Source organism: Pseudomonas sp. FSL R10-0056 (genome assembly GCF_009600105.1).
GTDB classification, from domain to species: Bacteria; Pseudomonadota; Gammaproteobacteria; order Pseudomonadales; family Pseudomonadaceae; genus Aquipseudomonas; species Aquipseudomonas bubulae.
This window is the reverse complement of sequence record NZ_WIWL01000056.1, coordinates 40,846-58,456: the sequence shown is the minus strand read 5'-3', so window position 1 is coordinate 58,456 and position 17,611 is coordinate 40,846. Positions and strand designations below refer to the sequence as shown.

13 protein-coding genes and 1 riboswitch are annotated in these 17,611 nt (G+C 59.6%); of the genes, 7 read left to right on the top strand and 6 right to left on the bottom strand.

The window, feature by feature from the left end:
- Window positions 1-4 precede the first annotated feature (4 nt).
- The 3 genes from GHO42_RS03225 to GHO42_RS03215 form a co-directional block, all read right to left on the bottom strand.
- Window positions 5-817, bottom strand: coding sequence for an aldo/keto reductase (locus GHO42_RS03225; RefSeq protein ID WP_095017692.1), 813 nt, complete (start codon window positions 815-817; stop codon window positions 5-7).
- Window positions 814-1,989 (bottom strand): FAD-binding oxidoreductase, encoded by a 1,176-nt coding sequence (locus GHO42_RS03220; protein WP_095017691.1) that lies wholly within the window; start codon window positions 1,987-1,989, stop codon window positions 814-816. Before GHO42_RS03220 ends, GHO42_RS03225 begins: the two co-directional genes overlap by 4 nt.
- 124 nt (window positions 1,990-2,113) lie before the next feature.
- Window positions 2,114-2,446 (bottom strand): multidrug efflux SMR transporter, encoded by a 333-nt coding sequence (locus GHO42_RS03215; RefSeq protein ID WP_095000929.1) that lies wholly within the window; start codon window positions 2,444-2,446, stop codon window positions 2,114-2,116.
- Between the two features lie 145 nt (window positions 2,447-2,591).
- On the opposite strand from GHO42_RS03215, the gene waaA reads away from it, so the two are divergent.
- Window positions 2,592-3,869, top strand: coding sequence for a lipid IV(A) 3-deoxy-D-manno-octulosonic acid transferase (waaA, locus tag GHO42_RS03210; RefSeq protein ID WP_095017690.1), 1,278 nt, complete (start codon window positions 2,592-2,594; stop codon window positions 3,867-3,869).
- Here waaA and GHO42_RS03205 read toward each other — a convergent pair.
- Entirely contained in the window at window positions 3,866-8,548 is a 4,683-nt protein-coding gene (locus GHO42_RS03205) for a dermonecrotic toxin domain-containing protein (RefSeq protein WP_153327253.1), read from the bottom strand. The two genes, waaA and GHO42_RS03205, sit on opposite strands and share 4 nt — an antisense overlap.
- 113 nt (window positions 8,549-8,661) lie before the next feature.
- The gene (locus GHO42_RS03200) at window positions 8,662-10,098 is read right to left on the bottom strand and encodes a TolC family outer membrane protein (protein ID WP_095017688.1); all 1,437 of its coding nucleotides are present in this window, start codon (window positions 10,096-10,098) and stop codon (window positions 8,662-8,664) included.
- 172 nt (window positions 10,099-10,270) lie between these two features.
- A riboswitch (TPP riboswitch) is annotated at window positions 10,271-10,376 on the top strand.
- Between the two features lie 154 nt (window positions 10,377-10,530).
- On the opposite strand from GHO42_RS03200, the gene thiC reads away from it, so the two are divergent.
- Both thiC and cytX read left to right on the top strand, forming a co-directional pair.
- Complete coding sequence (gene thiC / locus GHO42_RS03195; protein ID WP_095000933.1) at window positions 10,531-12,420, top strand: phosphomethylpyrimidine synthase ThiC; 1,890 nt, start codon at window positions 10,531-10,533, stop codon at window positions 12,418-12,420.
- Window positions 12,421-12,561: 141 nt separating this feature from the next.
- Window positions 12,562-13,833, top strand: a complete 1,272-nt coding sequence (gene cytX, locus GHO42_RS03190) for a putative hydroxymethylpyrimidine transporter CytX (protein WP_153327251.1) — start codon at window positions 12,562-12,564, stop codon at window positions 13,831-13,833.
- Between the two features lie 105 nt (window positions 13,834-13,938).
- Here cytX and GHO42_RS03185 read toward each other — a convergent pair whose 3' ends face one another.
- Window positions 13,939-14,685, bottom strand: a complete 747-nt coding sequence (locus GHO42_RS03185) for an RsiV family protein (protein WP_095000934.1) — start codon at window positions 14,683-14,685, stop codon at window positions 13,939-13,941.
- Between the two features lie 223 nt (window positions 14,686-14,908).
- Between GHO42_RS03185 and GHO42_RS03180 the strand changes: the two genes are divergently transcribed.
- From GHO42_RS03180 to GHO42_RS03165, 4 genes are all read left to right on the top strand, one after another.
- Window positions 14,909-15,526: an NUDIX domain-containing protein gene (locus tag GHO42_RS03180; RefSeq protein WP_095001096.1), complete on the top strand. Its 618-nt coding sequence runs from the start codon at window positions 14,909-14,911 to the stop codon at window positions 15,524-15,526.
- On the top strand, window positions 15,517-15,969 hold the full coding sequence (locus GHO42_RS03175; protein ID WP_095000935.1) for a DUF1249 domain-containing protein: 453 nt from the start codon (window positions 15,517-15,519) through the stop codon (window positions 15,967-15,969). The genes GHO42_RS03180 and GHO42_RS03175 overlap by 10 nt, the downstream gene beginning before the upstream one ends.
- A gap of 114 nt (window positions 15,970-16,083) precedes the next feature.
- A complete protein-coding gene (gene cpdA / locus GHO42_RS03170; RefSeq protein WP_095000936.1) occupies window positions 16,084-16,899 on the top strand; it encodes a 3',5'-cyclic-AMP phosphodiesterase in 816 nt (271 codons plus the stop codon).
- Between the two features lie 95 nt (window positions 16,900-16,994).
- Window positions 16,995-17,603 (top strand): YqiA/YcfP family alpha/beta fold hydrolase, encoded by a 609-nt coding sequence (locus GHO42_RS03165; RefSeq protein WP_095000937.1) that lies wholly within the window; start codon window positions 16,995-16,997, stop codon window positions 17,601-17,603.
- The last annotated feature ends 8 nt before the right edge of the window (window positions 17,604-17,611 follow it).

Below are 17,611 nucleotides of genomic sequence, written 5' to 3'. Positions count from 1 at the left end.
GGCTTCAGGTTTTACGCAGAACCTGCGCAACGGTCGCCACGTTATGGGCCAAGTGCAGCGGATTGATGGTGCCGACAATAGCACTGGCAACCCCGTGATGGCCAAACACCAGTTCGAAGCTGGCGCGCACCGGATCGACCCCAGGGCTCAAGCACACATGCCCGCTGGCCAGCGCCTTTTTAACCAGAATGGCCTTGCCGTGGGCCGCGGCGTAATCGATCACCGGCCGCTCGGCCTGTTCATTGAGGTTGTAGGTGACCATCGCGCAATCACCGGTTTCCAAGGCCTTGAGCCCTCCTTCAACGGTTTTGCCCGACAAGCCGAAACCGCGAATCTTGCCCTCGCGTTTGAGTTCGGCCAGGGTCTCGTAGACCTCGCACTCATTGAGAACCGCAAGGTCATTGCCGTCAGAGTGCACCAGCACCAGATCGATAAAGTCCGTTTCAAGACGTTGCAGGCTGCGTTCCACCGAGCGCCGGGTATGTGCGGCGCTGAAATCATGACTCGACTGGCCGTCGACAAACTCTTCGCCGACCTTGCTGACGATCACCCAGTCCTGGCGCTGACCACGCAATAGCGGGCCAAGGCGTTCTTCACTGCGGCCATAGGCGGGGGCGGTGTCGATCAGGTTGATGCCCAGGTCGCGGCTGAGCTTGAGCAGCATCTGCGCTTCGTTATCATCCGGAATCTTGAAGCCGCTGGGGTACTTGACCCCCTGGTCGCGGCCCAGCTTGACGGTGCCCAGCCCCAGTGGCGAAACCAGCAGGCCGGTACTGCCCAGCGGGCGATGGAAGTCGTGCAGGGTTGGCTGGCTCATGGCAACAGTTGCTCCCACGCGGTTTTTCCCAGGGGTGGACGTGGCAGCGGGGGGAGGGCCGGTGCATTGCCCGGTTTGATTCCGTCGTGCTCCAGCGCTTGCAGCACCCGGTCAGAGAAGTCCGGTGCCAGTGCCAGCTTGGTCGGCCAGCCGACCAGCAGACGGCCCTGGTCCGAGAGAAAAGCGTTGTCCGGGCGTACCAGCCCCGACTGCGCAGGCTCGGCACGGTTGACCCGCAACGTGGCCCACTGCGCCTGGCTCAGGTCAACCCAGGGCAGCAGGTTGCCCAGCTCTTTTTTCGCCACGGCGATTTGCTCGGCAGGTTCGCGGGCCACGCCATCGGCTTCGGCGATATCACCGCCCAGATACCACACCCACTCGCCATTGGCCGCGGGGTGAGTGGTTACCGTAATGCGTGGCTTGGGCCCACCGCCCAGGCAGTGGGCGTACAGCGGCTTGAGGCTGGGCCCCTTGACCAGCACCATATGCAGCGGGCGCAGTTGCTGGGCCGGAACGCTGATGCCGACACTGGCCAGCAGCTCGGCATTGCCGCCACCTGCACTGAACACAATACGCTGGGCGTGAATCTCCAGACCGTCGACCCGCAGGCCAATCAGTTCGTCGTTGTCAAACAGCGGTTCAATCACCTGCCCGGCCAGCAGGCCATCCCCCGCCAACTCCGCCAGACGCTCGATCAGGCTCGGGACGTCGACTACCAGCTCCGCCAGGCGATACACCTTGCCTTTGAAACGTGGATCTTGCAGGGCCGGGGGCAACTGGTCGCCCTTGACCTGATCGACCCGGCCACGCACGGCCTTGCTGGCAAAAAAGCTGGTGAGGTTACCCGCGAGGGTGCCCGGCGACCACAGGTAATGGGCTTCGGAAAGAAGGCGCACACCACTCAGGTCGAGTTCGCCGTCGCCGGCCAGGGCTTCGCGCCAGCGGCGCGGCATATCGGCGATGGCTTCGGACGCCCCGGTCAGGGCACCGTGCAGCGCATATTTGGCGCCGCCATGAATGATGCCTTGAGATTTCACACTCTGCCCGCCCCCCAGGCTTTCACGCTCGACCACAATCGTGGAGAAGCCCTGGCGACGCAGGCGGGCATTGAGCCAAAGGCCGGCAACCCCAGCGCCGACAATCAGCACGTCGGTGGAAATAACAGATGGCATGGGCGACCTCGGCGTTTAAAGACAAAGACCGCAAGTATACAGCCTGATCCACAACCTGGCCTGAGCCTGTAAACCTGCGTAGCAGCTGCCGAAGGAACGAGGTGTGGTGTTTTCGTTGCTGGATTCAATGCCCCGCTGTTTTCGAGAACAGTTGAATCACCACCACCCCCAGCACAATCAGGCCCATGCCGAGCATGGCCGGGATGTCGAGTTTTTGCCCGTAGATAAACAGCGCTGCGACACTCACCATCACAATGCCCATACCCGCCCACACCGCGTAAGCCACGCCCACGGGAATGGTGCGCACCACCAGGGTCAGCATCCAGAATGCCGTGGCGTAACCGGCAATCACCAGGATCAGCGGCAGCGGTGTGCTGAAACCCTTGATCGCTTTCATGGAGACGGTGGCGATGACTTCGGCGCAAATGGCAATGGCCAGGTAATAGTAGGCGTTCATGGTGGAGTCCTGAGTGTGGAGCGGGGCAATTTAGCAGCAAGGCATTCTAGTAGTTGTGAAAGTGTGTAGTGCATTCTGGTTGCGACAGGGTAGGGAGTATTCGGTGCCATCATCGTGAATACTTTTTCAAGTAAACTCCGCACCCATGAATAGAACTCTCTACACCTTGCTGTTTCATCTGGGGCTGCCACTGGTGGCGATTCGATTGTGGCTGCGGGCGCGCAAGGCGCCCGCTTATGCCCGGCGTATTGGTGAGCGTTTCGCCTTGAATCTGCCGACCCTGCAGCCGGGGGGGATCTGGGTGCATGCGGTCTCGGTGGGCGAGAGCATCGCTGCCGCGCCGATGATTCGTGAGCTGCTAAAACGTTACCCACAGCTGCCAATCACAGTGACGTGTATGACACCCACCGGGTCCGAGCGGATCCAGGCGCTGTTCGCGAATGAGCCGCGTATTCAGCATTGCTACCTGCCTTACGACTTGCCGTGGGCGGCCGCGCGCTTTTTGAATCGCGTGCAACCCAAACTCGCGGTCATCATGGAAACCGAGTTGTGGCCCAATCATATCCATCAGTGTGCCAAGCGCGGCATACCGGTGGCGCTCGCCAATGCCCGCTTGTCGGCACGCTCGGCCAAGGGCTATGGCCGCTTCGCCCGCCTGACCCGGCCCATGTTGGAAGAAATGAGCCTGATTGCCGTGCAGACCGAAACCGAAGCCGAGCGCTTTCGTCAATTGGGTGCACGACCTGAGTGCGTTGAGGTCACCGGCTCGATCAAGTTTGACCTGACCATCGACCCCCAGCTGCTGGTCGATGCCCGGGAGCTGCGTGAGCAGTGGCAGGCTCTGGCTCGCCCGGTATGGATTGCAGCCAGCACCCACGAGGGGGAGGACGAGATTGTGCTCGCGGCCCATCGGCAATTGCTTGGCCATTACCCCAATGCGTTGCTGATGCTGGTGCCTCGGCACCCGGAGCGCTTCAATCAGGTATTCGAGCTGTGCCAGCGCGAAGGGTTTGCCACGGTGCGCCGTTCCAGTGGCGAGCCGGTCACCGCAAGTACCCAGGTCATGCTGGGTGATACCATGGGTGAATTGCTGTTTTTGTACGCGCTGGCAGACACCGCTTTTGTGGGGGGCAGTCTGGTTCCCAATGGCGGGCACAACCTGCTGGAACCGGCGGCGCTGGCCAAACCGGTGTTGAGCGGGCCACATCTGTTCAACTTTCTGGAAATCAGCGCGATGCTGCGCGACGCCGGAGCACTGGAAGAAGTGGACGACGCCCAAGGGCTGGCGCTGGCGGTACAGCGCTTGTTCGAGTTGCCGCAAGACGCCCGGCGCATGGGCCAGGCGGGCCTTAAAGTCATGCAGCGCAATCAGGGCGCCTTGCAGCGGTTGCTCGATGGCCTGGGACGGTTGATGTCGCGCTAGTCGGCCAGTGGCAGAAACCAGCGTTCGGCCAGGTCTTTACCAATCTGGCCGCGATGCACGTTTACGATGGCAGGGGCAGTTTTAGCCTTGTCCAGCTGGACGATGTAGCTGAATTTTCGCTGCTCTTTTGTCTTCAAGTGAGCGGCCGTGTAGTTCGCTTTCGGGGTATGGGCCTCGTCATAGTGAAAATGGGCATACCACAGCGGGCTGCCCTGGCGGTCGTTGACGGCGTACTCCTGCATGTAGTCCTGCCGCTCACCGGTTAACGGGATGCGCTTGCCTAGCCCCGCTATCTGGACCTGTTTCTCATCAATCAGGTACTGCAGGTTGCCATGGGTCGGCGGCAGTTCGAAGCTCAACTTGATGCGCATCTCCCTGCCTTCCCTGATCATTTTTTGGGCAGCACTGCGCATGCTGTCGATCAGGGTCTGATCGTCCTGGGACCTTGAATCCTCGGCTTGGGTCTGCAGGGCCAAGTGCAGTTCAGTAGCCAGCTTGTCGAGCTTATTGGCTTCGCGAATGAGTTCTTCTTCGACTTCCTGCGGGTAGCGGGTACTCATGCTGTGCACTGTGGCCTTGTGCAGATGCCATTCGGACAAGGCGTAAAGTTTGCGCGCATCACCCTTGATGATATTCAGTGCCCGTGTGCGCGGTGATTCAGTGCGCACGGTTTTAATCTCGATCCATTCGTCCTCGTGCTGCAAATAAGTCGACAGTAATTGCTCGTCATAGTCTGAGCGGATTTCAATGACATCACTCAGCCATTCGTTGTCTGCGGGCCGGAGTTCGCCGATCAATTTGCCCTTGCCACGGACATGAATCACTTTTTTGGAGCGACTGCCAGCGGCAGGTGGTGTGCGCTTTCCAGGTCTTTGTGCGGGGGGCTGCGGGGGCGGCTTGATCTCGGCCGCCAGTTGGCGGGTGACATCCTGATAGAGCTCTGTCAGCAACAGACGAAGCTTTTTGAAGTACTCGGGATCCAGTTCATCGGCATACATCAAGCCAATGCCTTCCAGGGCATCCAGCGCCTGGCCGTAGTTCTCCGCGAGGCTGTCCAGTACCTCCAGGCGTTTGTCAGCGTCGATTTCCAGAGTATTGAGCTGGTTATGGGTGTGGGTGTGCTCATTGAGCGGGTCAATGGCGCTATCAAGGCTTTCTTCTGTGAGACTGCTTGCGGAGGGGGTGGAGCTGGCCTGTTTCAGGCAGTCGAGCTGAAAACCCTTGAGGGTCAGGCTGGTATGTCCAGCCGCAGGTATTGAACGGGCCAGTTCGGTAGCGGCAGCGATGCCCGCTTCGCCGAAGTTGTACAACTGCTCCAGATAGCCGTCTCTTTGCTCGATACGTTCTATCGTGATCTCGTTGATTGCCACCTGCTCGCGGTTTGACTGTGCATACCCCTGGGGGTCTGCCTGTACCGCGGCCTCGATATCAGCGTCCTCTGCATTGAACTGCGGCCACTTGTTGATCAGGGCTCTTTGTTCGTTTGCCGAGACAACCAGGGAGATGATCCGGTTGTCGAAGGACTTCTCCAGCATGGAAATCACGATCGTTTCGTGAAAGGGGATATCAAGCTTGCTGCGTTCCTCGGCAGTGGCCAGCAATGCCTGGTAACCGCTCAACTCCGCGTGCAGTGCGGTTTTGAGCCTCTCGCGTAAAGCGGCGAGCTGCTCGGCAGTGAAGCGTGGGTCTGCCATTGCACTTCTCAGGGCGCTGTGGGTGATATCAACGGCCTTCTGCCGCGGAGCTTCAAGGGGGTAAAAGTCAGTCAGCTGTGTTTGCAGTTCACTTTTACGCCGGGCTTTTTGCGCTTGCAGGGACGCTATGCGTCTGGAGAGGCCCCCAGCCTGTAAACGCAGGCGGGTGTCTACAAACCAATTGCCTTTACCATCCGTTCTCAGGTTCGGGCCAATGCGATTGATATCGGTGTTTGAAGAGATGGCGACATTATCTTCGCTGTCGATGTGCACGGGGTACAGCCCTTCACCGAGCAAGGCGTGCCACTTCTGATCAATTAAATAAAGCCCCTTGAACATGCCGTCGGGTATCGGAGGCGGTAAAGTTTCGGGTCGCGCCACCTTGAAACTGGCCAACAGCTCGCGTCTGCTGGCAGTCAGGCGATCGCTGGCGCTGGCGATGCCCAAGTCCAGCTCGGTGCTGCGGGCACCAGGCAACTCGCCGGGCAGGGCCACGATGCCCGTGACAATTTTGGGCGGCTCCGGCTCCGGCCAGATTTCGGCGATACGGGCCGGCGCCTGCGCTCGCAAGGCCTTGCTCATTAACCCTTCTGGAAGTGGTGTGAGTTTCTGCAGAGCCGTCTGGGACTGGTGGAACAGCAACATGCCCAGGTTAAGCAATACATCGGCGGCTGCCAGCTCGCGAGTCGCGGCGTCACTGCTGGCAAGAGCGGGGATGTCCTGGCTGGCCAGTTTCGCGACACTCAGCAAACCGCCGGTCAGCATGATGGGGGGTGGCAAGCCCGGCAGCAGCAACAGGCTGTTGAAAATCAGGCTGCCACCTTCCAGTAGCACCCCCCAGCGGCTTTCCGTATTGGACACCGAATCTGTGTTCGCCTGCTCCACCAGCGCCCTGGCATTACAGCCAAAGAGGTACTGCATCAACTGGCCGTTCTGTAGAAATTGCAGTAACTCGTCGCTGCCGTTGGTGGCCAGCCTGGCAGGACCCGGCCGTTCAATCGGAGCGAACTCACTGCCCAAACCGAAGCGCAGGTAATGTGGCTCCTTGAAGCCGCCGTTGTCGTAGATCGGACGGGCAATGTCACTCAACCAGGTCAGTACGCTGGTTTGCAGAGGCGAGGGCTCGACAATGGCGTCCAGCAGTGCGTCGCGGGTGCTGAACTCCAGCAGTGATGGCGAGTAAAAAGGCCGGTACAGCACATGTGGCCCATACTCGACGTTGGCCGGCTCGATGATAAACATGTTGCCCACAATGTCGGGCAGGGCTTCGGGGTGGCGTAGCAGGGCCAAATGACGAATGACCACTGCCAGTCCTTCGACCTGTTGCTCAGCGGCGCAGGTGTGTACCACTGCGGCCACATGGCGGGCGCCCAGCGGGGTCAGGCCATTTTGTTTTTTCAGGCTCAGTTCCAGCGCTTCCATCGGCAGTTGCACGCTGGTTTGAGTGGCGAAAAACCTTTCGCGCACCAGGGCGTCGGGTGTGTTGCTCAACAGTGCGTTTTCAAGATACTTGGGGTACACCCTGCCGATATCGACCTTTTCGATCAGCCCGCCGCGTCGGGTGATGTAGTCGGGCGTCAACCATCCTGGCAGTGGCTCCCCCAGGCGATGGCGCAGGCTGAGTGCACCTTCGGGCCGACCGATCAGATTTTTCAGGGACAGCTCGGTCAGGCTCATGGTGGTGCTCTCCACGATGCCGATGGTCCCGGGCAGGCCGGTGGCGGACAGAAAAGTCAGCTCGATATCATTGGGTGCAAACTGATCCATGCGCTCTTGCATGGGGATATCTTGCTCGAATTGTCGCTGGTCGGCGCGCATTTGCCAGTGCAACGCGTCGGCGGCATAGGTGTGGATGTCGCTGATGCCATACAGGTAGGTCTTGCCTTCGCTGGCCTGTTTGGCGGCATACAGGGCAAGGCTGTAATGGCGATAGCGTGCGATGCTGGCCGCTGACGCGTTATTCAGCCATTCGGGCAAGTGGTTTTTGACCGTTGTAAGGCTCTGCAAGGTGGCTTTGGGCGCGTCGGCAAAGTATGCCGAGGTATCCGTGATGGACCTGTAAACCCTTTGCAGTGCCTGCCAGCCGATACTGGACGGCACTTTTAGCGTGGCTGTGCGTTCAAGTTGCCGGTTCAGAATGGCGGCGGCGCTGGCATCGAAAAAATTACCCTCCAGCTCAAATTGCTTCATGCGAATTTCTTTTACGGTGTACGAGCTGATGATTTTCCTGGCCCAGGCCTGACCCAGTGTGGCCATGCTTTTAAAGGTGAGGGTGTCGCCGTCAGCTTTGCACATCAGCACCTGGTTTCGGGTGACCAGAGCAATCCTTGTATTGAGCCCGGAGTAAACCACCTCAGGATTCAGCAGGGTGGCTTCGAGCCAATAGGCGCGCACAGCGTTCTCGCCATACAGGCGGATACGCTCTTCGAGGTCAGGCGTGGTGATGACCTGGTTGATGGCAGCAAGGGCGGCCGGGTTCAGACCGGTTTGCCGAATTGCACCAATTGTCAGGGTGTCCCGCATCACATCGCTGAGCCACCGCCAGCGGCTGGTGCCGGTATCGGTTTTTTTTGTCCACCACTGGTGCAGTGCATTCTGCAGTCCGACGGGCAGGCGCCAGGGGAGCTCCTTGACCAGGCTTTCGATAACCTGCATATCCAGCTCACCGTCATCGGGCTTGAGCCAGTCGGGGGCGTTATCGGTCAGGTAGTAGGGTTGTGTGTTGACGGGGCTTAAATCCAGCGTGACACCGCTACCCAGGTAATCCAGCACCCGGGGCATGAACGGCTCCAGCGACCAGCCTCCACCGGGCCTGGGCACGGCCAGGCGGGTGCGTTCGAGGCTGATTCGCAGTGAGGGATAGCGCTGTGCAATGGCCGCTGCGAGCATTTGCCGGGCGACCGTTGTGAGTGGGGGCGGGTTGGCGAACTGTGCCCGTACGGCATTTTCGGGCAGGGCGAGGGAGGGCGAGGGGACTGTAGGCATGAGCGTTCCTGTGTTGCGTTCCAGAAGGTCATACGACCGATGCCGTATTAACTTCTGGAGCGTTCAAGGAACGGTGTTAGCTGGATATGTCAGCCAATCAAATTGCGCGAAAGTCAGTTGCCCGGCGAGCGCAGATTGGCTTCGGCGGCCTTGGCCAGGTCCGGTGGCAGAAAGTCCTTGTCCGGGTTGTAGTCGGCTTTCAAATAATGTGACAGCGCTTCCAGATCCCCCGGGTTCAACGTTCCTGCAGCCTGCTTGAGGCGCAGGTTGTCGAGGATGTAGTCGTAGCGGCTGTTGTTGTAATCACGTACCGAGTTGTACAGCTGGCGCTGGGCGTCGAGCACGTCGACGATATTGCGTGTACCCACCTGGTAGCCGATTTCCGTGGCTTCCAGTGCGCTCTGGTTGGAGATGATCGACTGTTTGCGTGCCTGCACCTGTTCAACGTCGGTGTTGACCGCGCGGTGCAGGTTGCGTGTGTTTTCCACCACCTGACGGCGCAAGGCTTCACGCTGTTGTTCGGTCTGGTCCAGGCGAGAGTACGACTCGCGCACCTGGGAGCTGGTCAGCCCGCCGCTATAGATCGGGATATTCAACTGCACGCCGATGCTGCGCTGGGACACGTCGCCGCCGTAACGCTGGTTCAGGGCGTTGGGGTTGCTCAAACCGAAAGCGTCGTTGTCGCCGGTTTTGTACTGTGCCACGGCATCGAGGGTTGGCGCATGGCCAGCCTTGCGCTGCTTGAGGGTTTCTTCGGCGGCGTTTACTGCGTAATTGCTGGCCAGCAGGTTGAGGTTCTGCTGCGCGGCGGTGTCTACCCATGACTTGGCGTCATTGGGCATCGGCGGCAGGATCGGCAAGGTGTGACGCATGCCTTCAATCGCATTGTACTGGCGGTTGGTCAGGGTGATCAGCGATTCAAAAGCGTCTTCGACCTGACGCTGGGCCAGCATCCGGTTGGCCCGCGCCGTATCGTAGCTGGCCTGGGATTGCAGCACGTCAGTCTTGTCCGACAGACCCACGTCAAAGCGCTCGCGGGACTGGTCCAGCTGGCGCTTGAACGCGGCCTCTTCGGCCTTGGTCGCCGCCAGTGTGTCCTGGGCGCGCAGTACCGAGAAGTAGGCATTGGCGCTTTGCAGAATCAGGTTTTGCTCGGTGGCCGAGAGTTGCAGTGCAGCCTGTTCGTTGATCGATTCGGCGGCTTTCAACTGGAACCAGCGGTCAATCCGGAAAATCGGCTGTGCCAGCGTGGCCTGATAGACCACGGCGCTGCGGGTGGTGGTCAGCGATGGCTGGTCGATGGCCGTGCGCACGTTGCTCGACTCGGCCCCCCCTGACAGGTTGGGCAGCAAGCCAGCACGGGCCTGGGGCACCACTTCCTTTTGCGCCTCGTAACCGGCGCGGGCCGCCGCCAGGTCGGCGTTGTTGTCGACCGCTTCGTGGTAAACGCTGACCAGGCCGTTTTGGCTGGACAATGGGGCGGTGGTTTCCAGCGCCATTGCGCTGGACGCCCAAGACACGGCGATAGCCAGTGATAGTTTGCGCAGCATGAGCGATCCCTAGTTCAAGAATGCGAAAAATGAAAGCCCGAGTCCGACTCGCGGTTTCAAGAAGTAGCGAGTGTAGTAGTGGTGGCACCTTGCAACAATGCCGTTCTTGCGCCTTTTATCACGCCATTGATTGAGGGGTTGGCGTTCTGCCTCACTCTTCTCTAGACTGGGCGCGTTCTTGTCGGGGTGCCTTGCTATGAGGCTGAGATCGAATAATTTCGGATCCCGTTGAACCTGATCAGGTTAACGCCTGCGTAGGGAACAAGATTTCTCGTCTCCCGGCGAGTCCTCTTGAGTGCTGTCCGGGATTGATTGGTCAAAAAATGATCAATCATTCGAGGCCGTCACTCAGCACCCAGTCCTTGGGTGCATCCGTACATTTTTCAGGTTCTCCCTCCGACAATCCGCCTGGATGCAGTCTGGAGAGCCGTGATGAGTACAAAACCAAAAAACGCGATCAATCTCAGTGATTCGGCCAAGGTCGATGAGCAGTCGGTCAAGCCGTTTACCCGCTCGCAAAAAGTCTACGTACAGGGTTCGCGCCCGGACATTCTGGTGCCGATGCGTGAAGTCAGCCTGGATGTCACACCTACCGATTTTGGCGGTGAAGTGAACGCCCCGGTATTGATCTACGACACTTCGGGCCCGTATACCGACCCGTCGGTGCAAATTGATGTGCGCAAAGGTCTGGGCGATGTGCGCTCGGCGTGGATTGACGACCGTGACGACACCGAGCGCCTGCCGGGCCTGAGCTCCAACTTTGGGCAGATGCGCCTTGAAGATGCAGAGTTGACCAAACTGCGCTTCGCCCACGTGAAGAACCCGCGTCGGGCCAAGGCCGGTGCCAACGTCAGCCAGATGCACTATGCGCGTCAGGGCATCATCACCGCCGAGATGGAATACGTCGCCATCCGCGAAAACATGAAGCTGCAGGAAGCCCGCGCCGCCGGTTTGCTTGACCAGCAGCATCCGGGCCACAGCTTTGGCGCCAGCATCCCGAAAGAAATCACCGCCGAATTCGTGCGTGATGAAATCGCCCGCGGCCGCGCCATCATCCCGGCCAACATCAACCACGTTGAGCTGGAACCGATGATCATCGGTCGCAACTTCCTGGTGAAGATCAACGGCAATATCGGCAACAGTGCGCTGGGCTCTTCTATTGAAGAAGAAGTGGCCAAGCTGACCTGGGGCATTCGCTGGGGATCGGACACGGTCATGGACCTGTCCACCGGCAAGCACATTCACGAAACCCGCGAGTGGATCATCCGCAACTCGCCGGTGCCGATCGGTACGGTGCCGATTTACCAGGCGCTGGAAAAGGTCAACGGCGTGGCCGAAGACCTGACCTGGGAGCTGTTCCGCGACACCCTGATCGAGCAGGCCGAGCAGGGCGTGGACTACTTCACCATCCACGCAGGTGTGCTGCTGCGTTATGTGCCGCTGACCGCCAAGCGCGTGACCGGGATTGTGTCCCGTGGTGGTTCGATCATGGCCAAGTGGTGCCTGGCGCACCACAAAGAAAACTTCCTTTACACCCACTTCGACGAAATCTGCGAAATCATGAAAGCCTACGACGTCAGCTTCTCGCTGGGCGATGGCTTGCGTCCGGGATCGATTGCCGACGCCAATGACGCGGCGCAGTTCGGCGAGCTGGAAACCCTTGGCGAGCTGACCAAGATCGCCTGGAAGCACGACGTGCAGTGCATGATCGAAGGCCCTGGCCACGTGCCGATGCAGTTGATCAAGGAGAACATGGACAAGCAGCTGGAGTGCTGTGACGAGGCGCCGTTCTACACCCTCGGCCCGCTGACCACCGACATTGCGCCGGGTTACGACCACATCACCTCGGGCATTGGTGCGGCGATGATCGGTTGGTTCGGTTGCGCCATGCTTTGCTACGTGACGCCCAAGGAACACTTGGGCCTGCCGAACAAGGATGACGTGAAGACCGGGATCATCACCTACAAGATCGCGGCCCATGCTGCCGACCTTGCCAAGGGTCATCCAGGCGCTCAGATCCGCGACAACGCCCTGAGCAAGGCGCGTTTTGAGTTCCGTTGGGAAGATCAGTTCAACCTGGGCCTGGATCCGGACACGGCGCGCTCCTATCACGACGAAACGCTGCCCAAGGATTCGGCCAAGGTCGCGCATTTCTGCTCCATGTGCGGGCCGAAGTTCTGCTCGATGAAAATCACCCAGGAAGTTCGTATCTACGCCGCCAACCAGCGCATAGATGCCATCGACGTGGATGTGGCCAAAGGCCTGGCCGAACAGGCCGAGCGCTTCAAGCAGGAAGGCAGTCAGCTGTACAAAAAAGTGTGATGTGAGCAGTCCCCTTGTGGGAGCGGGCTTGCTCGCGATTGCAGCACCTCGGTGATTCAGCTGCACCGAGTTGATTGCATCGCGAGCAAGCCCGCTCCCACAGGGTTTTTTAGGCGGTTTTCTCTTTGTGGGATTCATTCCTTGAACACACCCGGTACTTACTCTCCCGACCTTGCTGTTCCTCTGGACCGGCGTGCATTCGGTGGTCGCGATTTGTTCTCCCTGTGGTTCTCCCTCGGCATTGGCCTGATGGTGTTGCAGACCGGCGCGTTGCTTGCGCCGGGGCTGGGACTGTCAGGGGCATTGCTGGCGATTTTTCTCGGCACGCTGGTAGGCGTGTCGCTATTGGCTTCGGTCGGTGTGATTGGCAGCGATACCGGCCTGTCGTCGATGGCTGCGCTCAAGCTCAGCCTGGGCAGCCGCGGTGCCATGCTCCCGGCCATGCTCAACGTGCTGCAACTGATCGGCTGGGGCTCGTTTGAAATCATCGTGATGCGCGACGCGGCCAGCCTGCTCGGCGCCCGGGCTTTTGGCGAAGGCAGCCTGTTGAGCAACCCCCTGTTGCTGACGCTGCTGTTCGGCGCCTTGGCCACCTTGCTTGCGGTGAGCGGGCCATTGACCTTTGTGCGCAAGATTCTGCGCAAATGGGGTATCTGGTTACTGCTGGCGGCCTGTCTATGGCTGACTTGGAACCTGTTTGCCAAAGCCGATCTGCCAGCGCTGTGGGCGCAAAAAGGCGATGGTTCGCTGCCGTTCGCAGTGGGTTTTGACATTGCCATTGCCATGCCGCTGTCGTGGTTGCCGCTGATTGCGGATTACTCACGCTTCGGCAAGCGTGCACAAAACGTGTTCGGCGGCACGGCCTTGGGCTTCTTTATCGGTAACTTCTGGCTGATGAGCCTGGGCGTGGCTTACACCCTGGCATTCGCCCCGAGTGGTGAAGTGAATGCGCTGCTGTTGGCGCTGGCAGGGGCCGGGCTGGGGATTCCGCTGCTGCTGATTTTGCTCGATGAGTCGGAAAACGCATTTGCCGATATTCACTCGGCGGCGGTGTCAGGCGGGATTCTGTTGCGTTTGAAAGTCGAACATCTGGCCCTGGCCATCGGCGTGGTCTGCACCTTGATCGCCTGCTTTGCGCCGCTGGCGCAGTACCAGAACTTTCTGTTGCTGATTGGTTCGGTGTTCGCGCCATTGTTCGGCGTGGTGCTGGTGGATCACTTTATCCTGCGCCAGCGCAGTGCCCGGGTTGCGCCTGAGTTGTGGCGCTGGCCGACGCTGCTGGCCTGGCTGGGCGGGGTGCTGACTTATCACCTGCTGGCGAACGTGCTGCCGGATGTAGGCGCAACATTGCCCGCGTTGTTGCTGGCCGGCGGGTTGCAGTGGCTGTTGGGGCGCGGGTCAAAAACGGCCTAGCACACTGTGGGAGCGGGCTAGCTCGCGATGCTGGCGACGCGGTTTTCCAGTGAAACCGTATCGATCCCATCGCGAGCTAGCCCGCTGCCACAGGGGCGGTTGGCGTTACCCGCGACCCGGAAACCACTCTGGCTTTAAGATCCCGTTCAAACGCGAGTACGGAATCTTCAACTCAACATGGCCCTCAGAATACGGCGCAATGCTGTACACGTCGTACTTGAGCACTACGTTGTCTTTGAGCAGCGCTACATGCGGAGTTTTCTCGAACGGCCAGTTTTTCACGAACTCCGGGTCGCTGCCGTAATGGCTGCTGATCAGCCAGTTGTTGTGAGCCACTTTGGCTGCACCCCAGAAAGCCTGTTCCTGACCCGGCAGCAGCATGTCCTGCAGGGTCACGTCCTTTTGCTGTGAGCGCGAGTAGTTGATAAAGCCGCGGCCCGGCATGCCATGGGCGCCCCCGGTATCCAGGTAGCTGGAAAGCTCGACAATCACCAGACCGTCATGCTGCTCGCGTACCTTGGCCTGCAAATAAGTGCTGTTACGGCTGTCGGCCGTACGCAGGAAGTGTTCGCGATAGGCGTTGAGCGAGGGCGCCAGTTTGTCCTCAGGCGAATTGACGGTCATTCGCAACAGGCGATTTTCGATCAGCGCATCGAGCTTGGGGGCGTCGGGAAAATGCAGTGTATCGATGTTCACCAGCGGGCAATCCTGGCCGGTGCAGCCTGCCTTGACTTGCTCAGAAGCGTCATTGGCAAACGCCAACGGCTTTTGCACCGCAGGCTGGAACACGCTTTGGCAAGCGCCCAGGGTCAGGGCGATGCAAGTCATGGAAGCAAACTTTAAAAGCGACATGGTCGTCCTTCATCGTCGGAAGAGTGGGGGAGTGATGGTGGTTCGACTGCCAGCATGGGCATCGGTTCGCCACTAAGCTTATGTAGAGCCAATTAGAGTTGTTTTGCAGGCGATCCGTCTATCTCCGTGTTAGAAAAGAGGCTGCATCCGCAGTCTCTGGCGCGTTAGGATGCGCGATGCCGAGGGTCCGCCCACGGTGAAATTCGCCAGCAAGGGGTTTGTAATGACTGACATCACCAAGGCCAGGCCAAGCACCGTCGAGATCGTAAAGCGCGAGAACGGTTATCAGGGTTTTTACAAGCTTGATCGGGTGCATCTGCGACACGAACTCTTTGCCGGAGGCATGAGTCGCGAGATCAGTCGTGAGGTGTTTGTACGACATGATGCAGTCTGTGTGCTGCCCTACGACCCGCAGCGTGATGAAGTGGTACTGATCGAGCAGTTCCGCGTCGGCGCCCTGGGCAAGACTGACACGCCCTGGCTGATCGAGCTGGTTGCCGGGCTGATCGACAAGGCTGAAGTGCCCGAGGAAGTGGCTCACCGTGAAGGTGAAGAAGAGGCCGGGCTGACGTTCTCGTCGTTGTGGCCGATCACTCGCTACTTCCCGTCGCCGGGGGGCAGCACCGAGTTTGTTCATCTCTATCTCGGGCGTTGCAGCACTGAGGGCGTCGGGGGCTTGCATGGTCTGGAGGAAGAGGCAGAAGATATTCGTGTAACGGTATGGGCGTACGAAGATGCGCTGCAAGCAGTACGTGATGGGCGTATTTCCAATGCAGCGAGCATTATTGCCCTGCAATGGCTGGCGCTTAATCGCGCTGAAGTGAGGGGGTTATGGTCGTAAATGGGGTTCGCGATCGTTATCGGGTCGATCTGATCGGGCTGCAGGCCGCTTGCGAGGCCAACTATGCGCGCCTGATGCGTTTGTTGCCCGAAATGCGCGAGCAACCCGGCCCGCGCCAGATTGCCGTGACCCAGGGCGATCAGATGCTGGGCGTGCTGACGCTGGAGGTGATCCTCGATTGCCCGTACACCAGCACCCTGCGTGTCAGCCAGGAGCACAGCTTGCCGTGGTTGCCGGTGCCTCAATTGCAGGTGCAGGTGTATCACGATGCGCGCATGGCCGAAGTGGTCGCGGCCGAGCATGCGCGGCGTTTTCGCAGCATTTATCCCTACCCCAATATCGCCATGCACCAGCCCGACGAAAAGGCCCAGCTCAATGTGTTTTTGGGTGAGTGGCTAAGTCATTGCCTGGCCTGTGGCCATGAGTACGCAGAAGTGCGCTGAAATCCTGGCAAGCGCACCAAAAAACTGGCCTCTGGATCAAGGCGCTTACTCCCATAATGGCCATACTCAATGGCATAATCGCGCCATTCACTGACCCTCCCCGGGAGAGCCACCTTGCCGAATGTATCCACGCTGACCACCGAAGACCCGGTGCTGCTGGTGCAGCTCTCTGACAGCCACCTGTTTGCAGAAGCGGATGGCTCGCTGCTGGGGCTCAAGACCGCGCAAAGCCTGCAACAAGTGATTGATCTGGTGCAGGCCGAGCAGCCGCATATTGACGGCCTGCTGGCCACTGGTGATCTGACCCAGGACGGCAGTGTCGAGGCTTATCAACGCTTTCGCACACTGACCGCGCCGTTGGCACCCTTTGGCCGCTGGATCCCCGGCAACCACGATCAAGTTGCGCAGATGCGTGAAGCGGCCGTGCAAAGCCGTCTTCTGGAGCCGGTGGTCGATATTGGCAATTGGCGCATTACGCTGCTCAACTCGGCAGTTCCCCACTCCACCCCCGGTTACCTGGAGGACGATCAGTTGCAATTGCTGGCCCAATCCTTGAGCGAAGCCCCCGATCGCCATCACCTGGTGTGCCTGCATCACCACCCGGTGTCGGTGGGCTGCCCGTGGCTGGAGCCGATCGGTCTGCGCAATGCCAAAGAATTCTGGTCGGTCATGGACCGTTATCCCCAGGCCCGGGCGGTACTGTGGGGGCATGTTCATCAGGCGTTCGACCAGCAGCGCAACGACGTTCGATTGCTGGCCACGCCCTCTACCTGCATCCAGTTCGCGGTGGGCAGCCCAGACTTCAAGGTCAGCGGCGAGGCACCGGGCTATCGCTGGCTGCGCTTGCAACCGGACGGCACTCTGCAAACCGGCGTGTCGCGCCTGGCAGATTTCACCTTTGAGCCGGATTACAGCGCCAACAATTACTGAATTATCTTGAAGCGAGTCATTGCCCCTGAGTCAGGCTAAACTGCGCGCCTTTATTGTTGCTGTGTTCAGCTTAACGGGTCTTCGGGGGTCATCGCATGTCAGGTTCCATCTTGTATATCCACGGGTTCAACAGTGCCCCCGAGTCCAAGAAAGCCATGCAGTTGACGTCGGCTATGCACGGCATGGGCCTTGGCGGGCAACTGCGGGTGCCTGCCCTGCACCATCATCCGCGCCAGGCCATTGCCCAATTGCAGGGCGTAATCAGTGAGCTTGGCAGCCCATTGCTGGTCGGCAGCTCGCTCGGCGGCTACTATGCGACATGGCTGGCCCGCCAATACGGCCTCAAGGCCTTGCTGATCAATCCGGCCGTCAGCCCGCACCGGATGTTCGACGGCTATCTGGGCACGCAAACCAATCACTACAGCGGCGAAACCTGGGAACTGACCCTCGATCACGTGCAGGCGCTGGCAGAACTTGAAGTGCCAGCCCCTCAGGACGCGCAGCGTTGTCAGGTGTGGTTGCAGACAGGCGATGAAACCCTGGACTACCGCTACGCTGAACAGTACTACGCGGCATGTACGTTGCGTATTGAGGCGGGCGGTGATCACAGTTATCAGGGCTTTGCCCAGCAGCTGCCCGACTTGCTGAACTTTGCAGGGATCGGCGCCGAACAGTTTGAAACCATCGACTTCGCGGCCCTTTAAGGCGCCCG

What these genes read in the sequence shown, in the direction of transcription:
- GHO42_RS03205 (WP_153327253.1), bottom strand. Translation starts at nt 8,548, where the DNA reads ATGCCTACAGTCCCCTCGCCCTCCCTCGCCCTGCCCGAAAATGCCGTA.
- waaA (WP_095017690.1), top strand. Translation starts at nt 2,592, where the DNA reads ATGAATAGAACTCTCTACACCTTGCTGTTTCATCTGGGGCTGCCACTG.
- GHO42_RS03185 (WP_095000934.1), bottom strand. Translation starts at nt 14,685, where the DNA reads ATGTCGCTTTTAAAGTTTGCTTCCATGACTTGCATCGCCCTGACCCTG.
- GHO42_RS03220 (WP_095017691.1), bottom strand. Translation starts at nt 1,989, where the DNA reads ATGCCATCTGTTATTTCCACCGACGTGCTGATTGTCGGCGCTGGGGTT.
- GHO42_RS03225 (WP_095017692.1), bottom strand. Translation starts at nt 817, where the DNA reads ATGAGCCAGCCAACCCTGCACGACTTCCATCGCCCGCTGGGCAGTACC.
- GHO42_RS03165 (WP_095000937.1), top strand. Translation starts at nt 16,995, where the DNA reads ATGTCAGGTTCCATCTTGTATATCCACGGGTTCAACAGTGCCCCCGAG.
- GHO42_RS03215 (WP_095000929.1), bottom strand. Translation starts at nt 2,446, where the DNA reads ATGAACGCCTACTATTACCTGGCCATTGCCATTTGCGCCGAAGTCATC.
- GHO42_RS03180 (WP_095001096.1), top strand. Translation starts at nt 14,909, where the DNA reads ATGACTGACATCACCAAGGCCAGGCCAAGCACCGTCGAGATCGTAAAG.
- thiC (WP_095000933.1), top strand. Translation starts at nt 10,531, where the DNA reads ATGAGTACAAAACCAAAAAACGCGATCAATCTCAGTGATTCGGCCAAG.
- GHO42_RS03175 (WP_095000935.1), top strand. Translation starts at nt 15,517, where the DNA reads ATGGTCGTAAATGGGGTTCGCGATCGTTATCGGGTCGATCTGATCGGG.
- GHO42_RS03200 (WP_095017688.1), bottom strand. Translation starts at nt 10,098, where the DNA reads ATGCTGCGCAAACTATCACTGGCTATCGCCGTGTCTTGGGCGTCCAGC.